General features: G+C 67.2%; 2 protein-coding genes and 2 pseudogenes. All 4 read left to right on the plus strand.

Going from position 1 to position 26,925, the window contains the following annotated elements; genetic code table 11:
- Positions 1-256: 256 nt before the first annotated feature.
- A pseudogene (locus IEX78_RS24830) lies at positions 257-4,273 on the plus strand (condensation domain-containing protein); the annotation flags it as partial.
- 390 nt (positions 4,274-4,663) lie between these two features.
- Positions 4,664-25,324: pseudogene (locus tag IEX78_RS00850) on the plus strand (non-ribosomal peptide synthetase); the annotation flags it as partial.
- Positions 25,298-26,149, plus strand: coding sequence for a thioesterase domain-containing protein (locus tag IEX78_RS24835; protein WP_444543785.1), 852 nt, complete (start codon positions 25,298-25,300; stop codon positions 26,147-26,149). The pseudogene IEX78_RS00850 and the gene IEX78_RS24835, both read left to right, overlap by 27 nt.
- Entirely contained in the window at positions 26,146-26,922 is a 777-nt protein-coding gene (locus IEX78_RS00855) for an FkbM family methyltransferase (RefSeq protein ID WP_188826780.1), read from the plus strand. Before IEX78_RS24835 ends, IEX78_RS00855 begins: the two co-directional genes overlap by 4 nt.
- Positions 26,923-26,925: the final 3 nt, after the last annotated feature.

Consider the following 26,925-nt stretch of genomic DNA (forward strand, 5'->3'; position numbering starts at 1 on the left):
CTTTATTTTCCGATTCCCGTGAGTGTCCAGTTGGGTCATTCGGGGCGTAAAAAACCAGTTCATGACTAGAAAATCGACAAAAATCATGCGCTATGCGAGGAATGTCGAATTGTGTTGGGGCACCGAGTAATTGTTACTAGGGTGTTTCCGGCAATCTGGATGCCAGATATTTGCTGTCGGGCTATGGTCGGGAGTGGTCCGCAGGGAAAGTCCCTGGCAGAGGTTCGACGCTGGACATGCGAGGGGTCGAAGATTTATGGAGTTTGTCGACAGCTGTGCCGCTAACGAGGATCTGATTCCGCTTTCGTCCGCACAACTAGGCATGTGGTTCGCTGACAGCGTCAATAGCGGGCCAAGCAGCGGCACGAACATCGCGCAGTACGTCGAGATTGACGGCGAACTCGACGTTGAGCTGTTCAACGAGGCGGTGCACGAGACCGCACAAGAAACCGAATCGTTGATCGTGCGGATCGTTGAGGCCAATGGCAGGCCGTTTCAGCTCGTTGACCGTGGGATTAGCTTCAACGAACTCGTTATCGACTTCCGGCACGAAGCCGACCCACTCGCCGCCGCGCTGGCGTGGATGCGCGACGACTACACCGCACCCGTCGACATCACGCGCCACCAACTTGTCGTCACCCGACTGCTGCGGGTACGCGATGACCTGTACCTTTGGTATGCGCGCGGTCATCACCTCATCATCGACGGCTACGGCGCGTTCACCGTCGTTAGCCGGATCGCGGAGCGATACAACGCGCTGCGGGAAGGTCGCGCTCCGGCGAAATGGACGGGTGCGAGCCTGCGCGACATCTCCGCCGACGACGAAAACTACCGCGCCAGCGCACGATTCGAGACCGACCGCGCTTACTGGCTCGACAAGGTGCGCGGATTGCCCGCTCCCGCAGGGCTTTCCGGCCGCACCGCATTGCCTAGCGTGCTTGATCGGATCGCGGCACGGCGGCTTCCTGACGAGTTGTGCGCGTTGCTTGACCGTCGTGCTGGGGAACTAGACGCGTCCGCCGCGCAGGTGATTGTCGCCGCGTTTGGGGTGTTTCTCGCGCGGATGCTCGACGTTGACGAGGTCGCGTTGTCGGTGCCGATGAGCGCGCGTGTCACCAAACGGCTGCGCGATTCGGCCGCGATGGTGGCGAATATGGTGCCGATCCGCACCGCGCTCGACGCGACAACGACGGTCGGTCAGGTGGTGCGCACCACCAACACCGAGCTGGTTTCGGCGCTGCGGCATCAGCGGTATCGCTTCGAGGATTTGCGCCGTGATTCGCCGGATATCGACAACTCCGCCAACACTTTTGGGCCGGTTGTCAATATCGTCTTCTTCGACTCCGACATCCGGATCGGCGACGCGGTTGGTCACTATCACGCGCTCACCTCGGGTGCGCTCGAAGACCTGCAGATCAACCTCTATCGCACCGGGGCCGCCGCGCCGCTACTGATCGAATTACATGGCAATGAGCGGCTTTACAATCAGCGCGATATCGACGTGCACACCGACACCTTCATCGAGTTTTTGCGGCGGTTCGTCGCCGCTCCGGACGACCAGCCGTTGCTCGATCTGCCGTTGCTCGCGCCTGAGCATGAGGTGGTCGACGTGGTTGCGCCCGGGGTGCGGCCCGCTGAGACGTTGGTCGATGTGCTTGCGCGGCAGCGGGACGCGACGCCGTCGGCGGTTGCGGTGACCGAGGGTGCTTCGTCGGTCACGTATGCCGAATTGCATTCGCGTGCTGCGGGATTGGCTTCGGTGCTGCGCGGGTTGGGTGCGCGGCCGGGGAAGATCGTGGCGGTGTCGCTGCCGCGCGGGATCGAGGCGATCGTGGCCGAAATCGCGGTGTTGGAGACCGGGGCCGCGTTCTTGCCGCTGGATGTGACGCACCCGCGTGAGCGGTTGGAATCGATTCTGCGACAGTCGAATCCGATCGCGGTTGTTGTTGATTCGCGGACGGCGACAGTGGTGCCGTCGGCCCCTGAACTGTTGGTTTCCGTGCATGCGGAGCCTGCTGATGAAGGTTCGCAGGAGGCGCCTCGCCGTCCCGGCGAGGTCGTTTCGTCGACGCCAGCGGGGGTGGCGGGCGATTCTGGAACGGATTCGGTCGTTGACGAGGGAACGCGGTCCGGCGGTGCTGGTGTGCCCGCTTCGTCGGTGCAGGGTCCGGCGGCTGCTGGTGCTGGAACGGACCCGTCTGCGCAGGTACGGGCGCCGGGTGATCCCGAAACGGACTCGATTGTTGGCGAGAGTGCGCGGTCGGGCGATATGGCTGGTGCTCCCGGAGCAGACTCGGCCGCTAGCGAGGGCACGCGGTATGGAGGTGCGGCTGCTACTGCCGGAACTGGGTCGGCCGTTGGCGAGGGTGCCGGGTCCGGCGGTGCGGTTGCTGCTCACGGCGAGAGCGGCCCGTCGAGTGACGACGCCGCTTATGTGATCTTCACATCCGGGTCGACGGGGGAGCCCAAGGGTGTCGTGATCACTCATCGCGCGGCGGTCACTTATCTCGCCAATGCTGTTGCGGCCCTCGGTGTTCGGCGCGATGACGTGTGGACGTGGTTGCATTCCATCGCGTTCGACTACTCGATCTGGGAAGTGTTTGGGCCGCTCAGTACGGGCGGGCGGATTGTCGTCGTCGACCAGGCCACCGCGCGAGCGCCGGAAGATCTCGTCGCGCTCACCGCGGCCGAAGGTGTCACGGTGTTCAGCCACACCCCGTCGGCGTTTTACCAGTTCGCGGCGGCGGCGCGGCGGGGTGCCGATCGCGACGCCCTCACTCTCCGGCTGGTCGTTCTCTCCGGCGAAGCGCTCGATCCCGCCGCGCTCGCGCCATGGTTCGCCGACCACCCGGACCGCCCGGTGGTCGTCAACAGTTACGGCATCACCGAGACAACGGTTTTCGTCACCCACGCCGCGCTCACCCCCGATGATGCGACCGCCGACGCCGCGAGTCGCATCGGCACCGCGCTGCCGGGGTTGCGCGCCTCGGTCCTTGACCGGAGGCTTCGCCCAACGCCCATTGGTGCCTGGGGCGAAATCTATGTCGCGGGCGACCAACTCGCGCGCGGGTACCTCGGCAAGCCGGGGCTCACCGCGACGCGCTTCGTCGCCGACCCGTGGGGTGAACCCGGCGCGCGGATGTACCGCAGCGGCGACGTGGCGCGCCACAATCACGACGGCGAACTCGACTATCGCGGCCGAGCCGACCAGCAGGTCCAGCTGCGTGGCTACCGCATCGAACTGGACGAGGTGAAGGCCGCGCTGTTGGCCGACCCCACCGTCGCTGCCGCGGCGGTGATTGTGCACGGCGCAGGTACGGACGCCGCACGGCTCGTTGGTTACGTGTTGCCCAACGAGGGCGCGGTGATCGACACGGAAAGTGTTCTTACGCAAGCGAGTTCGCGACTTCCCGAGTACATGCTGCCCAGTGTGCTGATGGTGGTCGCGGAGCTTCCGCTCACGGTCAACGGCAAGCTCGATGTGCGCGCGTTGCCGGAGCCCACCGAGACCACGGCGGCTGCTTACGTCGAGCCGCGCACCGAGATGGAACGCCAGCTGGCTGGGGTTTTCGCCGATGTGCTCGGCCTTGAGCGCGTTGGGGCCGAAGATAACTTCTTCGCGATCGGCGGCAACTCGCTCACGGCGGCGAGCGCGGTGGTGCGCGCCGCCGAGGTAACCGGGTGCGCGGTGTCGGTGCGCGACCTGTTCGCCGCGCCGACCGTCGCGGCGTTCGCGGCGCGAGTCGGCAACGCACGGCAGCATCAGCGGCCCGTCCTCGCCCCGGTCGACCGGCCCGAACTGATCCCGCTCGCTCCCGCACAGCAGCGGATGTGGTTGATGAACCGCCTCGACCCTTCGTCGAGCGTCTACAACATCCCCGTCGTCCTGCGTTTCACCGGCGCACTCGACCACGTCGCGCTGTGGGCGGCCCTGGGCGATGTTGTTGAGCGGCACGAGAGCCTACGCACGCGCTATCCCACGGTGAACGATGAAGGGACACAAGAGATTCTGACCACAGCGGCCGCGCTCGCGGGCTGTGCTCAGGCACCCGAAATTGTCGCCCCAGACGCACTCGACGCCCGAATCGCCGAGCTGACGGCCGAGGGCTTCGACCTGGCCGCGCGCCCGCCACTCCGCGCGACGGTGATCACCACGGCCCCGAACGACCACGTCTTCGTCCTTGTCCTGCACCACATTTGCTGCGACGGCGCGTCCCTAGCACCCCTCGCGGTCGATTTCGCAACGGCATACGCGGCCCGAACGGGCGCGTCGTCCGCACCGGCAGCCACCCTCAGCACTGGCTCCGCGACTGGCGAAAACATCGCGCATGGCACCCACAGCCCCGGCGCCGCCACCGCGAACGCCGCCACCGCAGCGAACGCCGCGTCTGCTGCGAACCCCGCTGCCGCCGCGAACGGTGTCTCCGCGGCGAAGGACGAGGCCGCTGCAGACATCGCGGCTGCTGCGGGTGGTACGTCTGTCGCCGGCGGTGTGTCTGCCGCGAATAGCCGGGCTGCCGCAGACCGTGCATCTGCGGCAAACGGTGAGCTTGCCGCCAATGGTAGGCCCGCTGCGGATGGTGCGGCTGCCGCGAACGCCGCGACTGCCGCGAATGGCGAGGTCGCTGCGGACCTCGCGTCTGCTACGAATGGTGCGGCTGCCGTGAACGGCGAGGGTGCGACAAACACTCCCGCCGCGAATCCCGCCCCGCTCACCGTCCAATACGCCGACTACACCGACTGGCATCGTCGGCTTCTCGGTAGCGCCGTTGACCCCGACTCCGTTCGCGCCATCGAATTGCAGTACTGGAGAACGCAATTGGCTGACCTCCCCGACGCGCTCACCCTCCCCAGCGACCGGCCGCGGCCGCCGCGGCAATCGCTCGACGGCGGGCTCGTCACCTCCCGCATTCCCGCCCCGCTCTTCGCCGGCATCGAACATCTCGCGCATTCCGCTGACGTCACGCCGTTCATGGTCGTCCACGCCGCCCTCGCCGTGTTGCTCGCGCGGCTGTCAACCAGTGACGACATCGTCATCGGCGCACCCATCGCGGGGCGCGGTGAGGCCGACCTCATGCCGCTCATCGGCATGTTCGTCAACACCATCGCCTTGCGCACGTCGGTTGACCCGGGGGAGTCGTTCGCCGAATTCCTCGACCGCGTCAAAGAGACCGACGTCGACGCGTTCGCGCACGGCGACCTGCCTTTCGACGAGGTGGTCGACGCGGTCGCACCGCAGCGCAGCGCGGCCTACGCGCCCGTCTGCCAGGTGTATTTGTCGTTCGACAACACCGAACTGCCGCAGCTCACCCTGCCCGGCGTGCGCGTCGACGTGCTCGACCCTGGCGCGGAACCGGCCAAGGTCGACCTCGTCTTCACCGTTGGCGCCAACGGCACCGGCGGCGACATCGCGCTGCGGGTCAACTATGCGACCGACCTCTTCGACGCGCCCACCGTCGAACGCATGACGGACCGCCTCCTTCGCCTGCTCACCGCGATCCTCGCCGACCCGTCCGCCGCCGTCGGCGACCTTGACCTGCTCGCAGGCGACGAACGCGCCGAACTGCAGCCGGTACGCGGCGCCGCTGCCGTCCCCGGCGTCGCCTTCGCGGACTTGCTCGCACGCGGGGTTGCCACGTCGCCCCACGCGCCCGCGATCATCGCTGGCACCGACACCCTCACGTTCACCGACGTCGATGAACAGTCAAACCGGTTCGCGCGCAGGCTCATTGAGAACGGCGCGCGGCCGGGCGGCGTTGTCGCACTCGTCCTCCCGCGTTCGGCCGATTTCGTGATCGCGATGTGGGCGGTCGCGAAAACCGGTGCGGCCCTTGTCCTTATCGACCCACGCAACCCGTCCGATCGCGTCGCGGCGATGCTCGCCGACAGCCGCCCGACCGTCGTGCTCACCAGCACCGATGTCGAAGCAACGGTGCCAGCGGGCCCCTGGGTGGAACTGGTCGTCGCCGATCCAGCATCACGCGCCGTCACCGCCACGTACTCGCCCGACCCGATCACCGATCATGAACGCGGACGGGCGATTTCGGCCACTGACGTCGCCTACGTGATCTACACCTCCGGCACGACCGGCGTCCCGAAGGGCGTCGAGGTCACCAACCAGGGTCTCGCTAACTTCGCCGCCGAACAGCAGGAACGCTACGCGGTAGACCCCGACGTGCGCGTGCTCCAAGCGGCAGGTCCCGGCTTCGACGCTGTCGTCCTCGAACTGCTCATGGCGCACCCCGGCGGCGCGGCGTTGGTCGTCTCGCCACCGACGGTGTACGCGGGTGAAGAGCTCACCGAACTCATTGCCGCCCAAGGGGTTACGCACGCGTTCCTCACCCCAACCGTGCTCGCATCCATGGAACCGGGCGCGGTCCCCAACCTGCGTGTCCTGGTCGCGGGTGGCGAAGCGCTGACTCCCGAACTGCGCGCCGCGTGGGCACCGAACCGCAGCCTGTTCAACGGGTACGGGCCGACCGAAACAACCATCATGGTCGCGATCAGCGACGCGATCGCCCCCGACGGCTCGATCACAATCGGCGGCCCGATTCGTGGCGTCACCGCCCAGATTCTCGACAGCCGACTACGCCCGGTTCCTGTCGGCGTAACAGGCGAATTGTATGTCGGCGGAGTACAATTGGCGCGCGGCTACCTCGGCCGACCAGCCCGCACGGCGGGTGCGTTCGTGGCCGACCCCACCGGCGCGGGCACGCGCATGTACCGCACCGGCGACCGCGTGCGCTGGACCCCTGACCACACCATCGAATACCTCGGCCGCAGCGACAACCAAGTCAAAATTCGCGGCCAGCGCACCGAGCTGGGCGAAATCGAATCGGTGCTCGCGCAAGATCCCGCCGTCGCGCACGCCGTCGTCGTCCTTCGCTCCGATGATCACGGCGAACACCTTGTCGGCTACGTCGTCGGAAATGGTTCGCGCACAGCACCTTCCGCTGACATCGACCCGGAAGCGGTCCGGGCGGGCGCGCGTGACCACCTCCCCGCGCACATGGTCCCCGACGCCATCATGGTGCTCGACCGCTTCCCCCTCACCGCGAGCGGCAAGCTCGACCGTGCCCTGCTTCCAGCGCCGGAATTCACCTCCGTCACCGACCTCGCCCCGCGCACCCCGACGGAAGTGCTCGTCGCCGAGGTTTATCGCGATGTGCTCGGCGTCGCGCACGTGAACGCGCTCGACAACTTCTTCGACCTGGGCGGCAATTCCCTGAGCGCGACAAAGGTCGCCGCTCGACTTGGCGCGCTGTTCGGCGCCGACGTCGGCGTGCGCGCCCTTTTCGAAACGCCGACCGTCGACGCCCTCGCCCGCAGCCTGGATGGATTCACCCCGACAGAAACGCACGCCGTCCTCGGCGGACAAGCGCGACCCGAGCGAATCCCGTTGTCCCCGGCCCAATCTCGAATGTGGTTCCTCAACCGCTTCGACCCAGGCGCTGCCGTTTTCGACGTCCCGGTCCAGGTTCGCCTCACCGGCCACCTCGATATCGACGCTCTGCGCGCGGCCTTCGCCGACGTCATCGAACGGCACGAAACCTTGCGCACCCGCTACCCCGACAGCGACACCGGCCCCTACCAAGAAATCTTGTCCGTCGACGAAGCCATGCCGGAGATCATCGTTGAGCCCGTCACGGCCGACGTTGACCACCGCATCCGCGAGATCATCGCGACCGGATTCGACGTGATTAACGAAGTGCCCGTGCGTATTTCGGTACTCAAGACCGCACCAAGCGAGCACGTCCTGATTCTCACCGTGCACCACATCGCCATCGACGGCTCGTCGCTCGCACCGCTCGCTGCCGACATCGCCACCGCATACGCTGCGCGCGCCGCAGGCGAGGCGCCGATCTGGTCGCCACTGGCTGTCCAGTACGCCGACTACGCGATCTGGCAACAGGCCTTGCTCGGCGACGACACCGACGGCGCGAGCGCGGGTGCACGACAACTCGACTACTGGCGCGGCACCCTCGCTGACCTGCCCGAAGTGATCGACCTGCCCACTGACCGCCCGCGCCCGCCGCAGCAGTCGTTCGACGGCGCGACCATGACCGCGAGCATCCCCGCGCCCCTGCATCGCGCGCTCGTCGACTTTGCCCGCCAACACAACACGACGGTGTTCATGGTGACTCACGCCGCGTTCGCGGTGCTGCTCGCTCGTCTGTCCGGCAGCGACGACATCGCCGTTGGCACCCCGGTCGCCGGTCGTGGCGTGCCCGCGCTCGACCCGCTCATCGGCATGTTCGTCAACACCCTCGTCCTGCGCGTCCCCGTTGCGCCCGCCGCGTCGTTCCTCGATGTGCTCGACCACGCCCGCGAAGCCGACCTTGGCGCGTTCGACAACGCGTCAGTGCCCTTCGAACGACTCGTTGAAGTGCTCAATCCGCCCCGCAGCACCGCCCACGCGCCCCTGACTCAGGTCGGTTTCTCCTACCAGAACATCGACATCCCGACCTTGAGCATGGCCGGGCTCACCGTTGACGCGAAACTGCTCAATCCCGGTGTCGCCAAATACGATTTGCATCTCACGCTGGTCGACAATGTGGATGCCGATGGACAACCAGCGGAGATGGGCGTCGAATTCGGTTTCGCCACTGATCTTTTCGACATCGAATCGATCGTGCCGATCTTTGACCGCTTCGTCGCGGTGTTGACGGGTGTGCTCGCTGATCCGACGCGACCGGTCGGTGACCTGGCGATTCTCGCGAGCGACGAAGAGGTGCGGCTCGCCGGTCACGCGCGTGGTCGGACACCGGTCCCCGGGCCTTCGACACTTGCCGACCTTTTCGCCGCCAAGGTCAACGGGGGACCCGAACGCACCGCGTTGATCGACGACGTGACCGGAGAACGTCTGTCGTACCGCGAGTTTGGGGATCGCGTCAACGCGCTCGCACGTACCTTCATCGGGGTAGGTCTTGGTCCAGGCTCGCTGGTCGCGGTCGCGCTGCCACGCTCCGTCGACCTGCTCGTCACCCTGTATGCCATCGAGACCGCGGGCGCTGCGTATCTTCCGCTGAACCCCGATCATCCAGCAGACCGGGTCCGCACCATTCTCGACACCGCGCGACCGGATGCGGCGGTTGCCAGTACCCCGCTGCCCTTCGACAAGCCGCAGTGGACGTTCGACGAATTATCCAGTCGGGCAAGTGATTCCCGCCCAGTCACCGACGCTGACCGAACCGCCTCGCTGCGTCCCGAGCACCTCGCCTACGTGATCTTCACGTCGGGTTCGACCGGCGTGCCCAAGGGCGTCGCGGTCACCAACAGGGCCGTGACTAACCAATTGCGTTGGCTTACCAAGCATTACGCGATCGACGCGGACGATACCGGCCTGCTCCGCACGCCGGTCACCTTCGATCTGTCGATCTGGGAGTTGTTCGGACCCTTAACTTCTGGTGCGCGTCTCGTCGTCGCCGACGCGGAGGCGCACAACGACCCGATGGCCGTCGCCGGGCTAATCGCGCGGCACGGCGTCACGATCGCCGACTTCGTTCCGTCACTGCTCGCCGCCTGCCTCGACACCGCGACAGCCGACGACCTCGCTTCGCTGCGCCAAGTGCTCTGCATCGGCGAACCGCTCGACGCGGTCACCGTTGGTCGCTTCCGTGACGTGAGTTCCGCGCGCATCGACAACCTCTACGGGCCGACCGAAGCGGCGGTGAGCGCGACCGCCCACGAGATTGAGGACCTGGGCGCGTCCGTCCCGATCGGCACGCCCGAAGCGGGTGTCGCCACCTACGTTCTTGATTCCCGCATGCACCCGGTGCCCGTCGGCACGATCGGCGAATTGTATTTGGGCGGTGAACAACTCGCGCGCGGCTACTACGCGCGGCCCGGGCTCACCGCGACCACGTTCGTCGCCGACCCCTTCGCGACGACACCCGGCAAGCGTCTCTACCGCACCGGCGACCTCGTACGCCTTGAGGATGACGGGCAGCTCTACTATGTCGGCCGCCGCGATTCGCAGATCAAAATCCGTGGCCTGCGCGTCGAGCTCGGCGACATCGAAGCCGCCCTGCGCGAACACCCGGACGTGCGGGCCGCGGTGGCGAGTGTGCGGACGGTCGCGGGGGAGCCGCTGCTTGTCGCCTACGTCGTAACCTCAAGCGGCACAACCGATCCACTGCGCACGTTCCTCAGCACGCGACTGCCCGCGTACATGGTGCCGACGCAGGTGATGGCCGTTGACGCGATCCCGCTCACCAGCAACGGCAAGATCGACTTCCGCGCTCTCCCCGAGCCGAACCTGTCCGCGACAACCGCCGGGTATCGCGCGCCGAACGGCCTGATCGAACAGACCATCGCGAGCGTGTTCGCCGAACTTCTCGACCGCCCCGTCGTCGGTGCTGACGACAACTTCTTCGACCTCGGCGGCAACTCGCTGCTCGCCACCCGCGCGCTCAGTCGCATCGGCGCGGTACTCGGCGTCGACATCGCGGTGCGAGCCATGTTCGAAGCGGGGACGGTCGCGGAGCTGGCCGACTGGATCGACCGCAGCAGGCTCATCGGTGCCGCCGCCGCTGGCCCGTTCGCGCGGCCCAAGCCTGACCGGGTTCCGCTCTCGCCCGCCCAGTCGCGTATGTGGTTACTCAACCAACTTGAGCCCGACACGGCGACTTATGTTGTGCCGCTTGCGATTCGCCTCGACGGGCCCGTTGACGTCATAGCGATGAGCGCTGCCTTGCGTGACGTTGTCGAACGTCACGAGATCCTGCGCACGACCTACCCCGCCTACGACGGCACTCCAACGCAAGCGGTCCTGCCCGTCGACACCGCCCTCGCCGACGCCGACCTCACCCCGCGCGCGGTCGAGTCGGACGACGCGCTCGCCGAGGAATTACGCGCCTTCTTCAGCGAAGGTTTCGACGTCTCGGCGGGCGCTCCGTTGCGCGTCGCGTTCTATCGGATCGGTGCGGCGGACAACGCGTACGCGTTCGCGATGGCGGTGCACCACATCAACTGCGACGGTTTCTCGGTCGAACCGCTGGTCGCCGACTTGATGACCGCTTACCTGGCCCGCACCGATGGGGTCGCGCCGAACTGGTCGCCGCTGCCGGTGCAGTTCGCTGACTTCGCGCTGTGGCAGCGCGACCAACTCGCGACAACAGGCGACGCGGACCTCACCTATTGGCGCACCCAGCTCGCGAGCCTCCCCGACGTGCTCACCCTGCCTAGCGACCGACCACGTCCCACCACGCAAACGCACCAGGGTGCGACGGTGCACGCCCGGGTGCCCGCCGACGTCGCGTCGGCCGTTGCCGACCTCGCGCGCGGACACGGGGTCACCCCATTTATGGTGTTGCACACGGCTTTTGCTGTTCTGCTCGCGCAGCTGTCGGGCACCGATGACATCGTGATCGGCGTCCCGTTCGCCGGGCGCGGCGACCGCAGCCTGGACCGCCTCGTCGGCATGTTCGTCAACACGCTCGTGCTGCGCACCCGGGTGCGCCCCGACCAGCGGTTCACCGACCTGCTTGACCTCACCCGCCGCACCGACGTCGAGGCGTTCGACCACGCCGCGACCCCGTTCGAGCAGCTGGTTGAGGTGTTGAACCCGGCCCGCTCGACCGCCCACGCCCCGCTGTTCCAGGTGATGCTTGCCTACCAAAACATGGCACCGGCGGTACTTGAGCTGCCCGGGTTGGCGATCCGTTCGATCGATGTGGGCAGCGATCCGGCGATCGGCGATCTGCTGCTGATGGTCACCGAAGACGAAGGGGGACTTGGCCTTCGGCTCACCTACGCGACAGACCTTTTCGATGAAACGACCGCGCGCGGGTTCACCGACCAACTCGTGACGGTGCTATCGGCTGTCACGGCGAACCCAGGTATCGCCGCAGGCGACATTGCGCTGGTGGAAAGCGACTCGGGCACACCGGAATTCGCGGCGCTGGTCGATCCCGATCACACCCTGGTTGATGCCTTTGACGCGCAGGTCGCGCGGACGCCGGATGCGGTCGCACTGGTCGACGCGGCTGGCGAAAACCTGACCTATCGCGAGTTGGACGCGCGCGCCAATCAGCTCGCCCGACGCCTCATCGCGGCGGGTGCGGGACCGGAAACCACGGTCGCGGTCGCGGTGGAACGCTCGATTGACCTGGTTGTCGCGGTGTACGCGGTGGTGAAGTCGGGTGCGGCGTTTGTGCCGCTTGACCCGGCGAATCCGGTCGCGCGACTCGCGCACACCATCGAGGTTGCCAAGCCGGTTCTCACGGTCACCACGACCGCGAGTCGATCGGCGCTACCTGTCGATGGGCCCGAAGTGATCGTGGTCGATGAACCGGGCGGCGACTTCTCGACCGCGCCGGTGACCGACGCGGATCGCATCGCGCCCCTGCGCGCCGACCACCTCGCCTATGTGCTGTTCACGTCTGGGTCGACCGGCACGCCCAAGGGCGTCGCACTCACCCACGCCGCGACGATGCACCAATTGGCATGGGCGCAAACAGCATTCCCGCATGACGGCTGCGACGTTGTCCTACACAAGACCCCGCTCACATTCGACATCGCGATGTGGGAGTTGTTCTGGCCGTTGCAGATTGGTGCGCGCATCGTGCTCGCCGAACCGGGCGGTCATCGCGATCCGCGCTACCTCGCCGAAACCATTGCGCGCGAAGGAATCACCTCGGTGCACTTCGTGCCGTCAATGCTCGACGTGCTGCTGGAACAGCCGTCGATGACGGCGCTGCCGAACGTGCGCTGGGTGTTTGTCGCGGGAGAGGCGTTGGCGCAGCGCACAGTTGAGCGGGCGCGGACTGTTTTTGTGCGGGCCACGCTCGCGAACTGGTATGGCCCCGCCGAGGCTGAGGTCATCACGTCGCACCGCTGTGGTGCGGGTGCGCTTGCTCCCGCCGTGCCCATCGGTTCGCCCGTCACCGGTATGGCGGCGCACGTGCTCAATACGCGACTGCGCCCGGTGCCCGCCGGGGTCGTCGGCGAACTGTATGTGTCGGGGATTCAGCTGGCGCGCGGATATCACGGCCGGTCCGACCTGACCAGCGCGCGGTTCGTCGCCAACCCCTTCGGTGCGCCGGGCGAACGGCTGTATCGCACAGGCGATTTGGTGCGCCGCACTCGCGACGGAGTGCTTGAGTACGTTGGTCGCGTCGATTTCCAGGCGAAGTACCACGGCCAACGCGTTGAGCCAGGCGACATCGAGAACGCGCTCGCGTCACTGCCCAATGTGGGCCATGCGGTCGCGATCGTGACCGCCGACCGCATCACCGGTTACGTCACGCCGACGGCGGGCAACGACCTTGATGGCCGCGAGCTGCGTAAGCGGTTGGGTCGGCTGCTACCCGCGTATCTTGTCCCCGCGAGCGTGATCGTGCTCGACGGTTTCCCGCTGACCGCAACTGGCAAGCTCGACCGGGCCGCGCTCGCCGCCGTCCGGCACGACGAGACAATTGACCCCACTGACTTGCAAGAACGTCTGCTCGCCGACTACGAGGCCCGCACCGATCGGGAGGCGGTGCTGGCCAAGATCGTCGCCGAGATCGTTGGCATCGACAAGCTTAGCGTGACAGCGGACCTGTTCGACCTTGGTCTCAACTCGCTGTCTGCCGCGCAGCTCGCCGCCCGCGCCGAAGCCGCGTTGCAGGTGCGCGTGACCGTCCGCGACATTTTCGAGAACACCACTATCGCCGAGCTCGCGGAGCAGCTCGCGGTGCGTGATCGCTATTCGAGCGTGCCGCTTGTCCATCACACCGGCACCGACGAGATTCCGCTCGCGGCGGCGCAGCGCCGAATCTGGATTCTCAACCAACTCGACCCGGCGTCGTCGGCGTACAACATCGTCTTCGCCGCGCGACTCACGGGCGAACTCGACGTTGACGCCTTGCGGTCGGCGATGCTGGACGTGATGGAGCGGCATGAGCCGTTGCGCACGGTGTATTCGGCGACCGCGACCGGGAGCGCGCACCAGGTGGTGCGTGCCGGCATCGCTGACCTGCCGGTGAGTAGGCCGCGCGATGACGACGAGCTGGCTCGGTTGTTGCGCGCCGAGGTGGACGCGGGTTTCGATGTGGCCGTTGACTTTCCGGCGCGGGCGCGGTTGTTCGCTGTCGGTTCGCATGAGCACGTGCTCGTTGTCGTCGTGCATCACATCGCTGCCGACGGGGCGTCGATGGCACCGCTCGCGCGTGACGTTTTCGCTGCCTATCGCGCGCGCCGGACCGGCACCGATCCGCAATGGCCGACGTTGCCGGTCACCTATACCGACTACGCGCGGTGGCAGCGTGATCTGCTTGGGGCAGAAGAGGATTCGACTTCGCTGGCCGCGCGGCAGATCGCGTACTGGTCGCGGACGCTCGCGGACGCACCTGAGCTGCTTGAACTGCCGACCGATCGACCACGGCCCGCCGTGTTGTCGAATGATGGTGGGCGCGTTGAGTTTACGGTGAGCCCCGAGCTGGCGGCGGCCGTGGGAGAGGTGGCGCAGCGCGAGGGCGTCACGGTGTTCATGGTCCTGCACGCGGCGCTTGCGCTGCTGCTCGCGCGGACCGCGCACACCAACGATGTCAGCATCGGCACGCCCGTCGCGGGACGTGGTCGGCCGGAACTGGACGAACTCGTCGGGATGTTCGTCAACACCGTCGTTTTGCGGACCCGGTTCACCGACGACCAGCCGTTCCGGGAGATGCTCGCCGACCTGCGCGCGACCGACCTCGAAGCGCTCGCTCATGCGGACGTGCCGTTCGAGCGCATCGCTGAGGTATTGGATCGCGGCAGGTCGACGGCATTTTCCCCGCTCTATCAGGTGATGCTCGGGTTCCGTAATGCGGAGACGACGCACCTTGAGCTTGACGATTTGACGGTCGACGTCCTAGATCCCGAGGTCGCCCAAGCCAAGACTGACCTCACTGTTTTGTTGAACGAACAGGCCGGTGATGCGGGCATCGTCGGCGAAATCATCTACGCCACTGACCTTTTCGATGAAGAGACTGCCGCACGCTTCGCCGACCGGTTCCTGCGGGTGCTCGCCCAGGTATGCGCGGATCCTGAGCTGCCCATCGGTGACCTTGCGCTGCTCAACGAGGAAGAGCGGGTCGAACTGGTTCCCGCCGGGCAGGAAAGTCCGGTGCGCGCCCGGCCGCTGCCGGAGTTGCTATCGGGAGACGCGGCCGCCGACCGCGACGCGATCGCGTTGATCGGCGACGGGCAGACGCTCACGTATGGCGAGTTGGATGAGCTGTCGGACCGACTCGCGGTGCTGCTTGCGCGGAGGGGTGCGCGACCCGGTGTCTTTGTCGCCGTTGGACTTCCGCGTTCGCTGAACTATCACGTCGCGCTGTGGGCGATCACGAAGACGGGTGCGGCGTTCGTACCGCTTGACCTGCGGTATCCGGCGGACCGGCTCGCACACATGGTGCGCGACTCGGGTGCGTTGTTCGGAATTACGTCGGCGGAGGCGTTCGAGAGTGTGCCGGACGGGGTGCCGTGGGTGTCGCTCGACGATCCTGCTGTTGTTGACGAAATCGCCGCTGCTGCTGGCACTTTCGCCGGTCCGGCCCGACCGATTCGGCTTGACGACGCGGCGTATGTGATCTACACCTCCGGTTCGACGGGCGTGCCGAAGGGTGTTGTCGTCACGCACGAGGGCTTGGCCGGGTTCGCTGACGCCCAGCACGTGCACTACGAGATGGACACCACGTCGCGGGTGTTGCAGGTGTCGGCGCCAGCGTTCGACGCGACGCTGATGGAGTCGCTGATGGCGCACACCGCGCGCGCGGCATTGGTGATCGCGCCGCCGGACGTGTACGCCGGGCAGCCGCTCGCGGATTTCCTTGCCGATCACCAGATTTCGCACGCGTTCCTCACGCCCGGGGTTGCGGCGACGGTGTCGCCCGCTGGGCTGGACGCGTTGCGGATGGTGACTGTCGGTGGTGAGGCGTTGCCCGCCGAACTGGTTGAGACGTGGGCTGGGCCCGCGCGTCGCTTCCACAATGTGTACGGGCCGAGTGAGGCGACGATCGCGGTGAGCATCAGCGCGCCGCTGCGGCCGGGCGACCCGATCACGATCGGCGCGCCGATGGTCGGGGTGCACGCGGCGGTGCTGGATCAGCGGATGCGACCGGTGCCCGTTGGGGTGGTTGGCGAGCTGTATGTGTCGGGCAAGCCGGTCGCGCGTGGGTATGTGAACCGGCCCGCGATCACGGCAGGCGCTTTTGTCGCGAATCCCTTTGGACCGCAGGGAAGTCGGATGTATCGCACGGGTGACCTCGTGCGGTGGACGCCGGAACACACGCTTGAGTACGTGGGGCGCGCCGATTTCCAGGTGAAGATTCGCGGGCAGCGGGTTGAGTTGGGTGAGATCGACGCGGCGTTGCTCGCGTGCCCGGGAGTGGTGCGCGCGGTGACGGTGAGTACGCGTGGGTCAGCTGGTCAACCGCTCTTGGCCGCGTATGTGGTTGCCGCCGACGGGGTTTCGGTCGATATAGCCGGAGTGCGTGAGCAGTTGGCGGCGCGGCTGCCCGAGCATATGGTGCCCGCGTCGGTGACGGTGCTTGATGCGTTGCCGATGTCGGCGACCGGCAAGATCGACCGACGCGCATTACCGGAACCTGTTGTGGACGAGGTTGTTTCGGTGGCGCCCGCCGAGACGGCCGACGAGGAAACGATCGCTGGCGTCTTCGCTGACGTGCTTGGCGTTGAGGTGGTCGGCGTTGATGAGTCCTTCTTCGCCCTGGGTGGCGACTCGATCATGTCGATTCAGTTGGCGTCGCGATTGAAGTCGGCGGGCATCGCGGTCACCGCACGCGACATTTTCGAACACCGCACGGTGCGTGGGTTGGCCGCGGTGGCGGCGGATGCGCGTCGCGTGAGCTTGGCTGAACTGCCTGGTGGGGGAGTGGGCGAAGTCGCGCCGACCCCGATCGTCGCGTGGTTCCTCGGCCGTGGCGGCGGCGACCGCTTCGCGCAGTCGGTATTGGTCGAATTGCCCGCCGACGCACCGGTTTCGCAGGTGGTGGAGACGGTACGCGCGGTGGTTGACCACCACGATGTGTTACGGGCGCGGGTTGCGTCGGGTGGGCTGGTTGTTGGGCCGGTGGGTTCGGTTGACGTGGACTCGCTGGTGACGACGCGGACGTTCTCGCGCGAAAATGCGCCGGGCACACCGGGTTTCGCAGCCGTGGCAGAGGAGGCGCTCGCGGCGGCGACTCAGCGGCTTGATCCGGCCGCTGGCGTGATGGTCCAGGTGGTTCGGCTGGTGCCGGAGGCTGCGGTCGGTTCTGGGCCGGGGAGTGCTGTGGTCGACGGGCTCGTCGGGGAGCTGTCCGCAGCGGCGGGTTCGCGGGCGGAAGGTCGCGCGCTGATCGTTGTTCATCACCTTGCGGTGGACGGCGTCTCATGGCGAATCCTGTTGCCGGACTTCGTCAGTGCGTGGCAGCAGCTTGTTGACGGGCAGACGGTTGAGTTGCCGCCGGTGGGGACGTCGATGCGGACCTGGGCCGACGCGCTGACTGCGGCGGTGCCATCAAGACGGGGCGAGGCCGAGTTCTGGGCGGCGATGGGGGAGCGGGCTGAGCCGCTGCTTGGGCGGGCCGAGTTCGACCCCGCGCTTGACGTGCAGGGGAGTGTCGCGCAGACGAGTCTGCGGTTGCCGGTCGCGTTGAGTACCACCCTGCTTGGCGAAATGGGGCGCGTGGTGCGCGGCACGGTGGACGACGCGTTGCTTGCCGGGCTGGTGCGGGCGCTTGGTCGGTGGCGGCGTGCGCATGGGCGCGGCGAACACGATGGCGCGCGGATTCTGCTCGAAAGTCATGGGCGCACCGAACAACTCGTTCCCGGCGCTGACCTTTCGCGCACGGTTGGGTGGTTCACGAGTGCGTACCCGGTTGACTTCACGGTCGGCCCTGATGGCGACGCGCGTGCTGCGGTGAAGGTCGTCAAAGAGCAGTTGCGTGCCGTGCCGGATAACGGCGTTGGCTACGGGATGTTGCGTTACCTCGATCCAGAATCTGACCTGGCCGGGGGTGTGCAGCCGCAGGTGAGTTTCAACAACCTGGGTCGTGCTGGCGTCGACTTGAGCGCGCTCAGTGGTGTCGCGTGGGTACCTGCGAGCGAGGAATTCGACCGCGAGGGCGCCTTCGACCCCGACATGCCCGCAGCCGCGCCGCTGACCGTCGACGTCAGCGTGGTCGACACCACCGACGGCCCGGCGATTTCGGGTCGCATCGGGTACGCGACCCGGCTCTTCGACGCTCAGGAGATCGAGGATTTCGCCGCCGAATGGACGCGGGCGCTTGTGGAGATCGTGGAAGTGGTTGAAGCGGAACAGGATTGGGGCCTAACCCCATCGGACGCCCCACTAGTCACGCTCACCACCACTGACCTTGAGATGTTCGCGGACCGCTACGGCCCCCTCGACGAAGTGTGGTCGCTTGCCCCACTACAAACGGGCTTGCTGTTCCACGCCGAACTGGCCGAGGGCGACCTGGACGTCTACACCGCGCAGTCGACAATGACGTTGACGGGCCCGCTAGACGCGCCCCGCTTGCGCCGCGCGGCCGAAGCATTGCTGCACCGCCACCCGAACCTGCGTGCGGCCTTCGCACGAACAGCTGAGGGAGGCTTGGCGCAGGTCGTCCCGGCTGAGGTTGACGTGCCGTGGCGCACGGTGAGGAGTCTGGACGGGGACGTGGCCGACGCTGCCGACGCGATCCTCGCTGCCGAGCGTTCCCTCCCGTTCGATCCCGCCGACGCCCCGCTCGTGCGGTTCGTGCTCGTTGAAACCGGTCCCGACGAGCATCAGTTGATCATCACCGCGCATCATCTCCTGCTCGACGGGTGGTCGCTTCCGCTCATGCTCCGCGACCTCGTCACGCTCTACGCCGTCGACGGTGCCGCTCTTCCGCCCGCGCCGTCCTACGGCGACTACCTCTCCTGGCTCGGGCAACGCGACCTCACCGCCGGAATCGAGTTGTGGCGCAACGAACTTGCTGACGTCGACGAACCCACGCTCATCGGGGCGACCGGCGTCGACACCACCGTCGACGTGCCCATCGACCTCGCCGTCGACCTGCCTGCCGACGTGACCGCCGCGCTCGTCGACCTGGCGCGAACCACCGGCGTGACGATGTCCACCATCGTCCAATTCGCTTGGGGTACGGTACTTTCCGCGCAACTGGGGCGCGACGAGGTGGTGTTCGGCGAAACCGTGTCGGGCAGGCCAGCCGACCTCGCCGGGGTGGAATCCATGATCGGCCTCTTCATCAACACGCTGCCCGCGCGAGTCCGGGTGCGGCCCGACCAAACCATCGCGCACGCGCTGCGCGAGCTCCAGCACGACAAGACGCGACTGCTCGAACACCATCACGTTGAACTGTCGAGCATCCTCGGCGCGCTCGGGCGCGGGCAGCTTTTCGACACGCTTGTCGCCTTCGAGTCCTACCCGGTCGACAGCACCGGCATGGGCGACACCGCCATCGACGGCGTGCGCGTGACCGACGTGACCGGCACCGATGCCGCGCACTTCCCCATCACCGTGCAGGCGCACCACACCGACACGCTGCACGTGCGCGTCCGCTACCAGCCGTCGCGCGTCGCCGAAGCGATCGCCGCCGGGATGGCTGACCGTGTTGAGCGAGTGTTGCGCGCCATCGCCAGCGACAGCACCAGCCGTGTCGGCGACCTCGACCTCCTGTCGCCCGCCGACCGCGCGGCGCTCGCCCCAGCACGTGGCCGTCGCGGCGAACCGGCGGAACCGTTGATCGACTTGCTGCGGCGAGGACTTGCGACGCGGCCCGACGGCATCGCGGTGACCGGCGGAGTTGATTCGCTCGCGTTCGCGGAATTGTCAACGCGCGCACGGCAACTCGCTGTGCACCTGCACACCAAGGGTGTCGTGACCGGCGACGTCGTCGGCGTCGTGATGCCTCGCTCAACCGAACTCATCACCGCGATCTGGGCGCTTGCCGAACTGGGCGCGGCCCCGGCGTTGCTCGACCCCCGCAACCCCGCCGAACGACTGGCGGTGATGCTCGCCGACAGCGGGGCAGAGCAGGTACTCACCGTGGCCGATGTCGTGCGGCAACTTTCGGCCGATTCCGCCGCAAACATGTCCGGCCTCAGCGAAGTTGGGGCTGCGGCCACCGTCTCCGGCTCAGGCGACGTCGGTGCGAACGCGACCGACATTGACGACGTCCCGGGCTCAGGCGGCGCCAGTGCGAACGCGACCGGCATTGACGACGTCCCCGGCTCAGGCGGCGTCAGTGCGAACGCGTCCGGCACTGACGTCCCCGGCTCAGGCGACGTCGGTGCGAACGCGACCGACACTGATGCGACCGGTGAGGCTTCGGCAGGCCCGCACACCGTAAGCGCGGCGCGGCGACGTACTGAGCAACGCGGGTTCGATTTCAGCGAGGTCGCCGCAGGTACGCACACTGTGAGCACCGCGGCACCCGACGGGCGCTGGTCCCTTACCGTGCTCGACGACCCCGCCACGGCCGTCGCCCTTGCCGCCCTTCAGCCAACCCCCGCCGACCTGCGCACGCGTGCGGTACACCCCACCGACATCGCCTACGTCATCTACACCTCCGGCACGACCGGGGCACCCAAGGGCGTCGCGGTCACCACCTCCGGGCTCGCGAATTTCGTCGCCGAGCAACGGGAACGGTACGCCGTGGTACCCGACTCGCGCGTACTCCAGTGCGCCGCACCAGGATTCGATGCCGTCATGCTCGAAATCCTCATGGCACATCCAAATTCGGCCGCGCTCGTGATTTCCCCACCGCAGGTGTACGCCGGTGCCGAACTCGAAGAGCTCATCACCGAACACGCCGTTACGCACGCGTTCCTCACCCCGACCGTGCTCGCGACGATGTCGCCCGACAACATCGCGGACCACCTCAACGTGCTCGTCGCCGGCGGCGAAGCCGTGTCGCCCGAACTCGCCACCACATGGGCACCGGGCCGCGCCCTGCACAACGGGTACGGGCCGACCGAAACCACGATCATGGTCGCCATCAGTGACGCGCTGTCGCCAACGGAACCGGTGACGCTCGGCGGACCGATTCGCGGCATGTCGGCGATGGTCCTCGACCACCGACTGCGCCCTGTGCCGCCCGGCGTCACCGGCGATCTGTACTTCAGCGGCAACCAACTCGCGCGCGGTTACCTTGGCAGGCCAGCGACCACCGCGACCGCGTTCGTCGCCAGCCCCTTCGACCCCGGCACCCGCATGTACCGCACCGGCGACCGCGCCCGCTGGACCGCCGACCACACCATCGACTACCAGGGTCGCGCCGACCACCAAACCAAAATCCGAGGTCAGCGCATCGAACTGGGCGAAATCGAAGTGGTGCTCGCCGACCTGGCAGGCGTGCGCCGCGCGGTGGTTGGCCTGCGCACCGACGACGTTGGCGTGGACCACCTGGTTGGTTACCTGGTTGCCGACGACACCCCGGCCAGCGTTACCCCGGCCGATATCCGCACCGCCGCACGACGTCGACTCCCCGCGCACATGGTTCCCGACGTCTGCGTCTTCGTCGATGACCTCCCGCTCACCACCACCGGAAAGCTCGACCGGGCCGCGCTGCCGACACCGGACTTCGTGACGGCCGACTACCGCGCTCCTGTCGGTCCAACCGAAGAAGCCGTCGCCACCATCTGTGCCGAAGTGCTTGGTACAGCGCGAACGGGCATGGGCGACAACTTCTTTGACCTAGGCGGCAATTCACTCACCGCGACGCGCCTCGCCGCCCGACTAGGCACTGTCCTTGGCGTTCGCGTCGCCGTCCGCGACATTTTCGAGAACCCGGTTCTGGCCGACCTTGCCGAAACCCTCAGCACCGCAACGCAACACGATCGCCCGCCGCTCACCCGGCGCACCACCGACGACCCCGTCCTGCTTTCGCCCGCGCAGCAGCGCATGTGGTTCCTCAATCAGCTCGATTCCTCGATCGGGGCCTACAACATTCCGCTCGTCATCCGCATGACCGGCAACCTCGACATCGACGCCCTGCAAACCGCGTGCGCGATGGTCGTTGAGCGGCACGAATCGCTGCGCACCAAGTTCCCCGTGATCGACGGCGTCCCGCATCAGGTGGTCGTCGACGCGACCGACGTGGTGCCAGCGTTGCGCCCAGTGGCTGTCGAAGAATCGGTGCTGCCCAAGGCAATTCAGGCGGTTGTCCACCAAAGTTTCCAGGTGACCGAAGCGCCGCCGATCCGCGCTGAACTCTTCGAACTCGGCCGCAACGACCACGTGCTCGTGATCGCGGTGCACCACATCTGCACCGACGGCCAGTCGATGGCGCCGCTGGCTCGCGACGTCGCTGCGGCCTATCACGCGGTCACCGCCGATCTCGACGCGCCCGCGTGGCCCGAGCTCACCGTCCACTATCCCGACTACGCCCTGTGGCAGCACGAGGTGCTCGGCAGCGAAGACGACCCGACGTCGCTGCTGTCCCGCCAGCTCGACTACTGGCGCGAAACGCTCAGCGATCTGCCTGAATTGCTAGAACTGCCAACCGATTTCCCGCGCCCAGCGGTGGCGTCGATGCGCGGCGCGACAAGCCCCTTCACGGTCGACGCCGCCCTACACGCCCGCATCGCCGAGCTTGCCGCGAGCACCGGAACCACCCCGTTCATGGTCGTGCACGCCGCGCTCACCGTCCTGCTGAGCAGGCTTGCCGCGACGACCGACGTCGCCGTTGGCACCCCGGTGTCCGGGCGTGGCGAGCGCGAACTCGACGACCTGATCGGGATGTTCGTCAACACCATCGTGCTGCGGACCGAGGTGCGCCCCGAGCAGTCGTTCACCGACCTGCTAGCCAAGGTTCGTGCCGCTGACCTGGGCGCACTCGCGCATATCGACGTGTCGTTCGAGCAGGTCGTCAACGCGATCAACCCGCCGCGTTCCACCGCGCACCTGCCGCTCTACCAGGTGAGTATCGACTACCAGAACCTCAGCGACGCGAAGCTGACCCTCGATGACCTCACGATCGAAGCCATCGAAAACGCGGTTGAACAGGCGCAATCGGACCTCAATGTGAAGCTGACCGAACAACTCGCCCCCGACGGCACCCCGCTCGGCCTGGACGGCTACCTCACCTACGCGACCGACCTGTTCGCCGAAGAGTCGATGCACCGCTTCGGCGCGGCCTTCGTGCGACTACTCGACCAGGTGACGGCGAACCCGGCCGCCCTCGTTGGCGACCTTGAGCTCCTCGATGCGCGGGAACGGGCGCTGATCGGCGAGGCGACGGTCGAGGTGGGCGCGGCCGTCCCCGAAGCGACGCTCGCCGACTTGTTCGCCGAGCAGGTCGCGCGGACGCCGCACGCGACGGCGGTCACGGACGGAACAAGCACCCTGACCTATGCCGAACTAGACAGTCGCGCAACGGAACTCGCAGCCGCCCTCATCAACGCGGGAGCGACCACGGAAACCCTTGTCGCCGTTGCGCTCTCGCGTTCGACGGACTTGGTAGTCGGCTTACTTGCCGTAGCCAAAACCGGCGCGGGTTACCTCCCCGTCGACGTCACCTACCCCGCAGACCGCCTCACCTACATCCTCAACGACGCGACCCCGGTTGCGCTGCTTGCCAATTCGTCGACCGTCAGCCAGGTACCCCACTTCGCCGGTCCGACAGTCCTGCTTGACAGGCTGGTCGGCCTAGTGAGCACATCGGACGCTCACACCTCCCCAGCACCCGACGCTCGGGGCAGCCGAGCAACCAGATCCGACGCTCTGTCCAGCCCAGTTCGCACTGCCGACGGACGGGGCAACCAGGTAACCGCAGCCGACGCTCCGGCCAGCCCAGCTCACGCAGCCGACGCTCGGGGCAGCCGAGTAACCCGATCCGACGCTCTGTCCAGCCCAGTTCGCACTGCCGACGGACGGGGCAACCAGGTAACCGCAGCCGACGCTCCGGCCAGCCCAGCTCACGCAGCCGACGATTGGGCGAGCCCAGCTTCCACCGGCCCGGCTGGCGTAGCCGGCGCTCAGGGCGGCCGGGTCGCAGCAGGCGGGCAGGCTGGCTCGACAACCGCTGCCCACCCCGACAATCTCGCCTACGTCATCTACACCTCCGGCTCAACCGGCCGCCCCAAAGGCGTCGCCGTCACCCATCGCGACGCCGTGACCCTCTTCACCCACACCGCTGAACGGTTCGATGTCGGCCCCGACGACGTGTGGACCCTGTTCCACTCCTACGCGTTCGACTTCGCGGTCTGGGAGATGTGGGGCGCGCTGCTGTCGGGCGGTCGACTCGTCGTTGTCGACTACCCAACCAGCCGCGACCCTGACGCGTTCGCCGAACTGGTGGCGAACGAAGGCGTCACGGTCCTAAGCCAAACCCCTTCCGCCTTCTACGGTTTCGTCGACGCGAACCGCCGCCGCGCCCGCGACGATCTGGCCCTGCGCTACGTCGTTTTCGGCGGCGAAGCACTCGACGCCACCCGCATCGCCGACTGGTTCGACGCCCCACCCGCCTCCGCTCCGCGACTGATCAACATGTACGGGATCACCGAAACGACCGTTCACGTGAGTTTCGCCGACGTCGATCGCGCGGGCACACACGGCATCGGTCGGCCGCTTCCCGGGCTGGCGGTCCACGTCCTCGACGAACGCCTCCACCCAGTCCCGGTTGGGGTGCGCGGCGACCTCTACGTCGGCGGCGACCAGCTCGCGCGCGGCTACCTCGACCAGGCCGCGCTCACGGCAGGCCGGTTCATCGCCGACCCGTTCGGCGCGCCCGGTGGCCGCCTCTACCGCACCGGCGACGTCGGGCGCTGGCGCCGCACGGCAGGCAACAAGCTCGAACTTGACTACCTCGGTCGCGCCGACGATCAGGTCCAATTGCGTGGATTCCGAATCGAATTGGGCGAGATTGAAGCCGCGCTACTCCGGCATCCGGGCGTCGCGCAGGCGGCGGCCACAGTGGTCCGGCACGCGCAAGACGTCGACCAACTCGTCGGTTACGTGGTCGCCGCCGACGGCACCGCGCTTGGCCCGAATGAGGTGCGCGAAACCGCAGCCGAGGTGCTCACCGGCTACATGGTCCCGTCGGCGGTCATGGTGCTGCCCACGATCCCGATGACGGTCAACGGCAAGCTGGACCGAAAGGCATTGCCAGCCCCCAGTTTTGAGACAGCGAAGAGCGAAACGGATGCGCCCCGAACACGTTCGGAGGCCCTCATCGCCGAAGTCTTCGCCACTACCCTCGGCGTCGCGCACGTCAACGGCACCGACGGCTTCTTTGACCTCGGGGGCAACTCCCTGCTCGCCACCCTCGCCGTCACCGAATTGCGTTCACGCGGAGTGGGTGTCGAGCTGCCGTGGATGTTCGACGACGCAACCCCGCGCGCCCTCGCCCAACGCGCCGACGACGCGACCGGCGCTTCGGGTCTGCAAGTACTGCTTCCACTCCGACCGGCAGGCGACGCGAGCCCGCTTTTCGCGATTCACCCAGCGGGCGGTCTCGCCTGGTTCTACGGCGGCCTCGTCGGCCACCTCGACCCAGCGCGACCCGTTTACGGCCTGCAAGACCCGCATGTTGTCGCGGGGGAGGAACTGGCGACGTCGATCGAAGAACTCGCCGACCGCTACGTCGCAGAAATCCGCGCGGTCCAACCGGAAGGGCCGTATCACCTGCTCGGCTGGTCGCTCGGCGGCGAAATCGCTCACGCCGTCGCGACCGCGCTCCAAGCCCAGGGCCAGCAGGTCGGCTTGCTCGCCATGATGGACGCGGCAGCCGGTGCCGCCGCGCCGGAGTCGACGAGCGAAGCGGGCCCCGGCGAGGTCATGGCCGACCTCCTCGGCGGCTGGCGTGAACTTTTCGAACTCGGCGACACCGTCACCGCGCGGACCTCTGACGAGGCGTGGCAGGTGATTCGCGGCCAAATCGCCAACACCGGCCTCTTCACCGCCGACCAACTCGACCGCGTGATGCGCAGTTTCGACACCGCGGGCACCATCGCCGAGCAATACCAACCACAGGTCTTCGACGGCGACCTCGTGTTCTTCACCGCGGGTAAGGACCGCCCCGACACCGCCGCGATCGCCGCAACCTGGACCCCGTTCATCAGCGGCACCGTGCACAACACCGTGCTCGACGCCCGACATCTCGAACTCACCCACCCGGCCGCGCTCGCCGAGATCGGCCCGATCATCGAAAGGTTCCTGACCTCATGACAACGGCAGCACAGCAGCTTCGCCTCGACGATGGTCGCTCGGTGGCCTGCATCAGCCCCGCCGAGGCGCGGATGCTGTGGAACGAGATGGTCGACGACGGGTTCTACCGGCAAGCGGCGGCCACGTTGCGACCCGGCGACGTCGCGCTCGACATCGGCGCCAACATCGGCCTGTCGGCGATGATGTTCGCCGACACCGCGCCGGGCGTTCGGGTGATCGCCGCCGAACCGGCCCCGCTCACTTACGACTGCCTGCACCGCAACATGTCCGCGCACGTGCCCGGCGGGTTGGCGCTCGAAGCCGCGATCGGCGCGGAACCGGGCGTGCTGCCGTTCACCGTGTACCCGCGCGCGACGGCGAACTCCAGCCTTTACGCCGACAAAGCCGCCGACGACGAAGCGACCAGGGTGTTTCTGCGCAACAGCGGCCTGCCCGACGACGCCATCACGATGATCACCGAGGGCCTGCATGATGGCGAGCAGATCGACGTCGAGGTCACGACCGTCTCCGCGCTCCTCGCCAAACACGACCCCACCGCCGAGGTCGGCGTACTGAAAATCGACGTGGAACGCGCCGAATTCGACGTGCTCATGGGCATCGACGACGCCGACTGGCCGCGTATCCGTTCCGTTGTCGCTGAAGTGCACGACCGCAACAACGGACTCGCCCGATTCTGCGACGTGCTCACCGCGCGCGGGTTCACCACACGCGCGCGGCAAGACCCGTCGTTGGCGGGCACTGAACTGCACGAGGTGTACGCCACGCGCGACTAACCG

This window comes from Nocardia camponoti, from assembly GCF_014646135.1.
In the GTDB taxonomy this organism is placed as follows: Bacteria; Actinomycetota; Actinomycetes; order Mycobacteriales; family Mycobacteriaceae; genus Nocardia; species Nocardia camponoti.

What these genes read in the sequence shown, in the direction of transcription:
- IEX78_RS24835 (WP_444543785.1), top strand. Translation starts at nt 25,298, where the DNA reads ATGTTCGACGACGCAACCCCGCGCGCCCTCGCCCAACGCGCCGACGAC.
- IEX78_RS00855 (WP_188826780.1), top strand. Translation starts at nt 26,146, where the DNA reads ATGACAACGGCAGCACAGCAGCTTCGCCTCGACGATGGTCGCTCGGTG.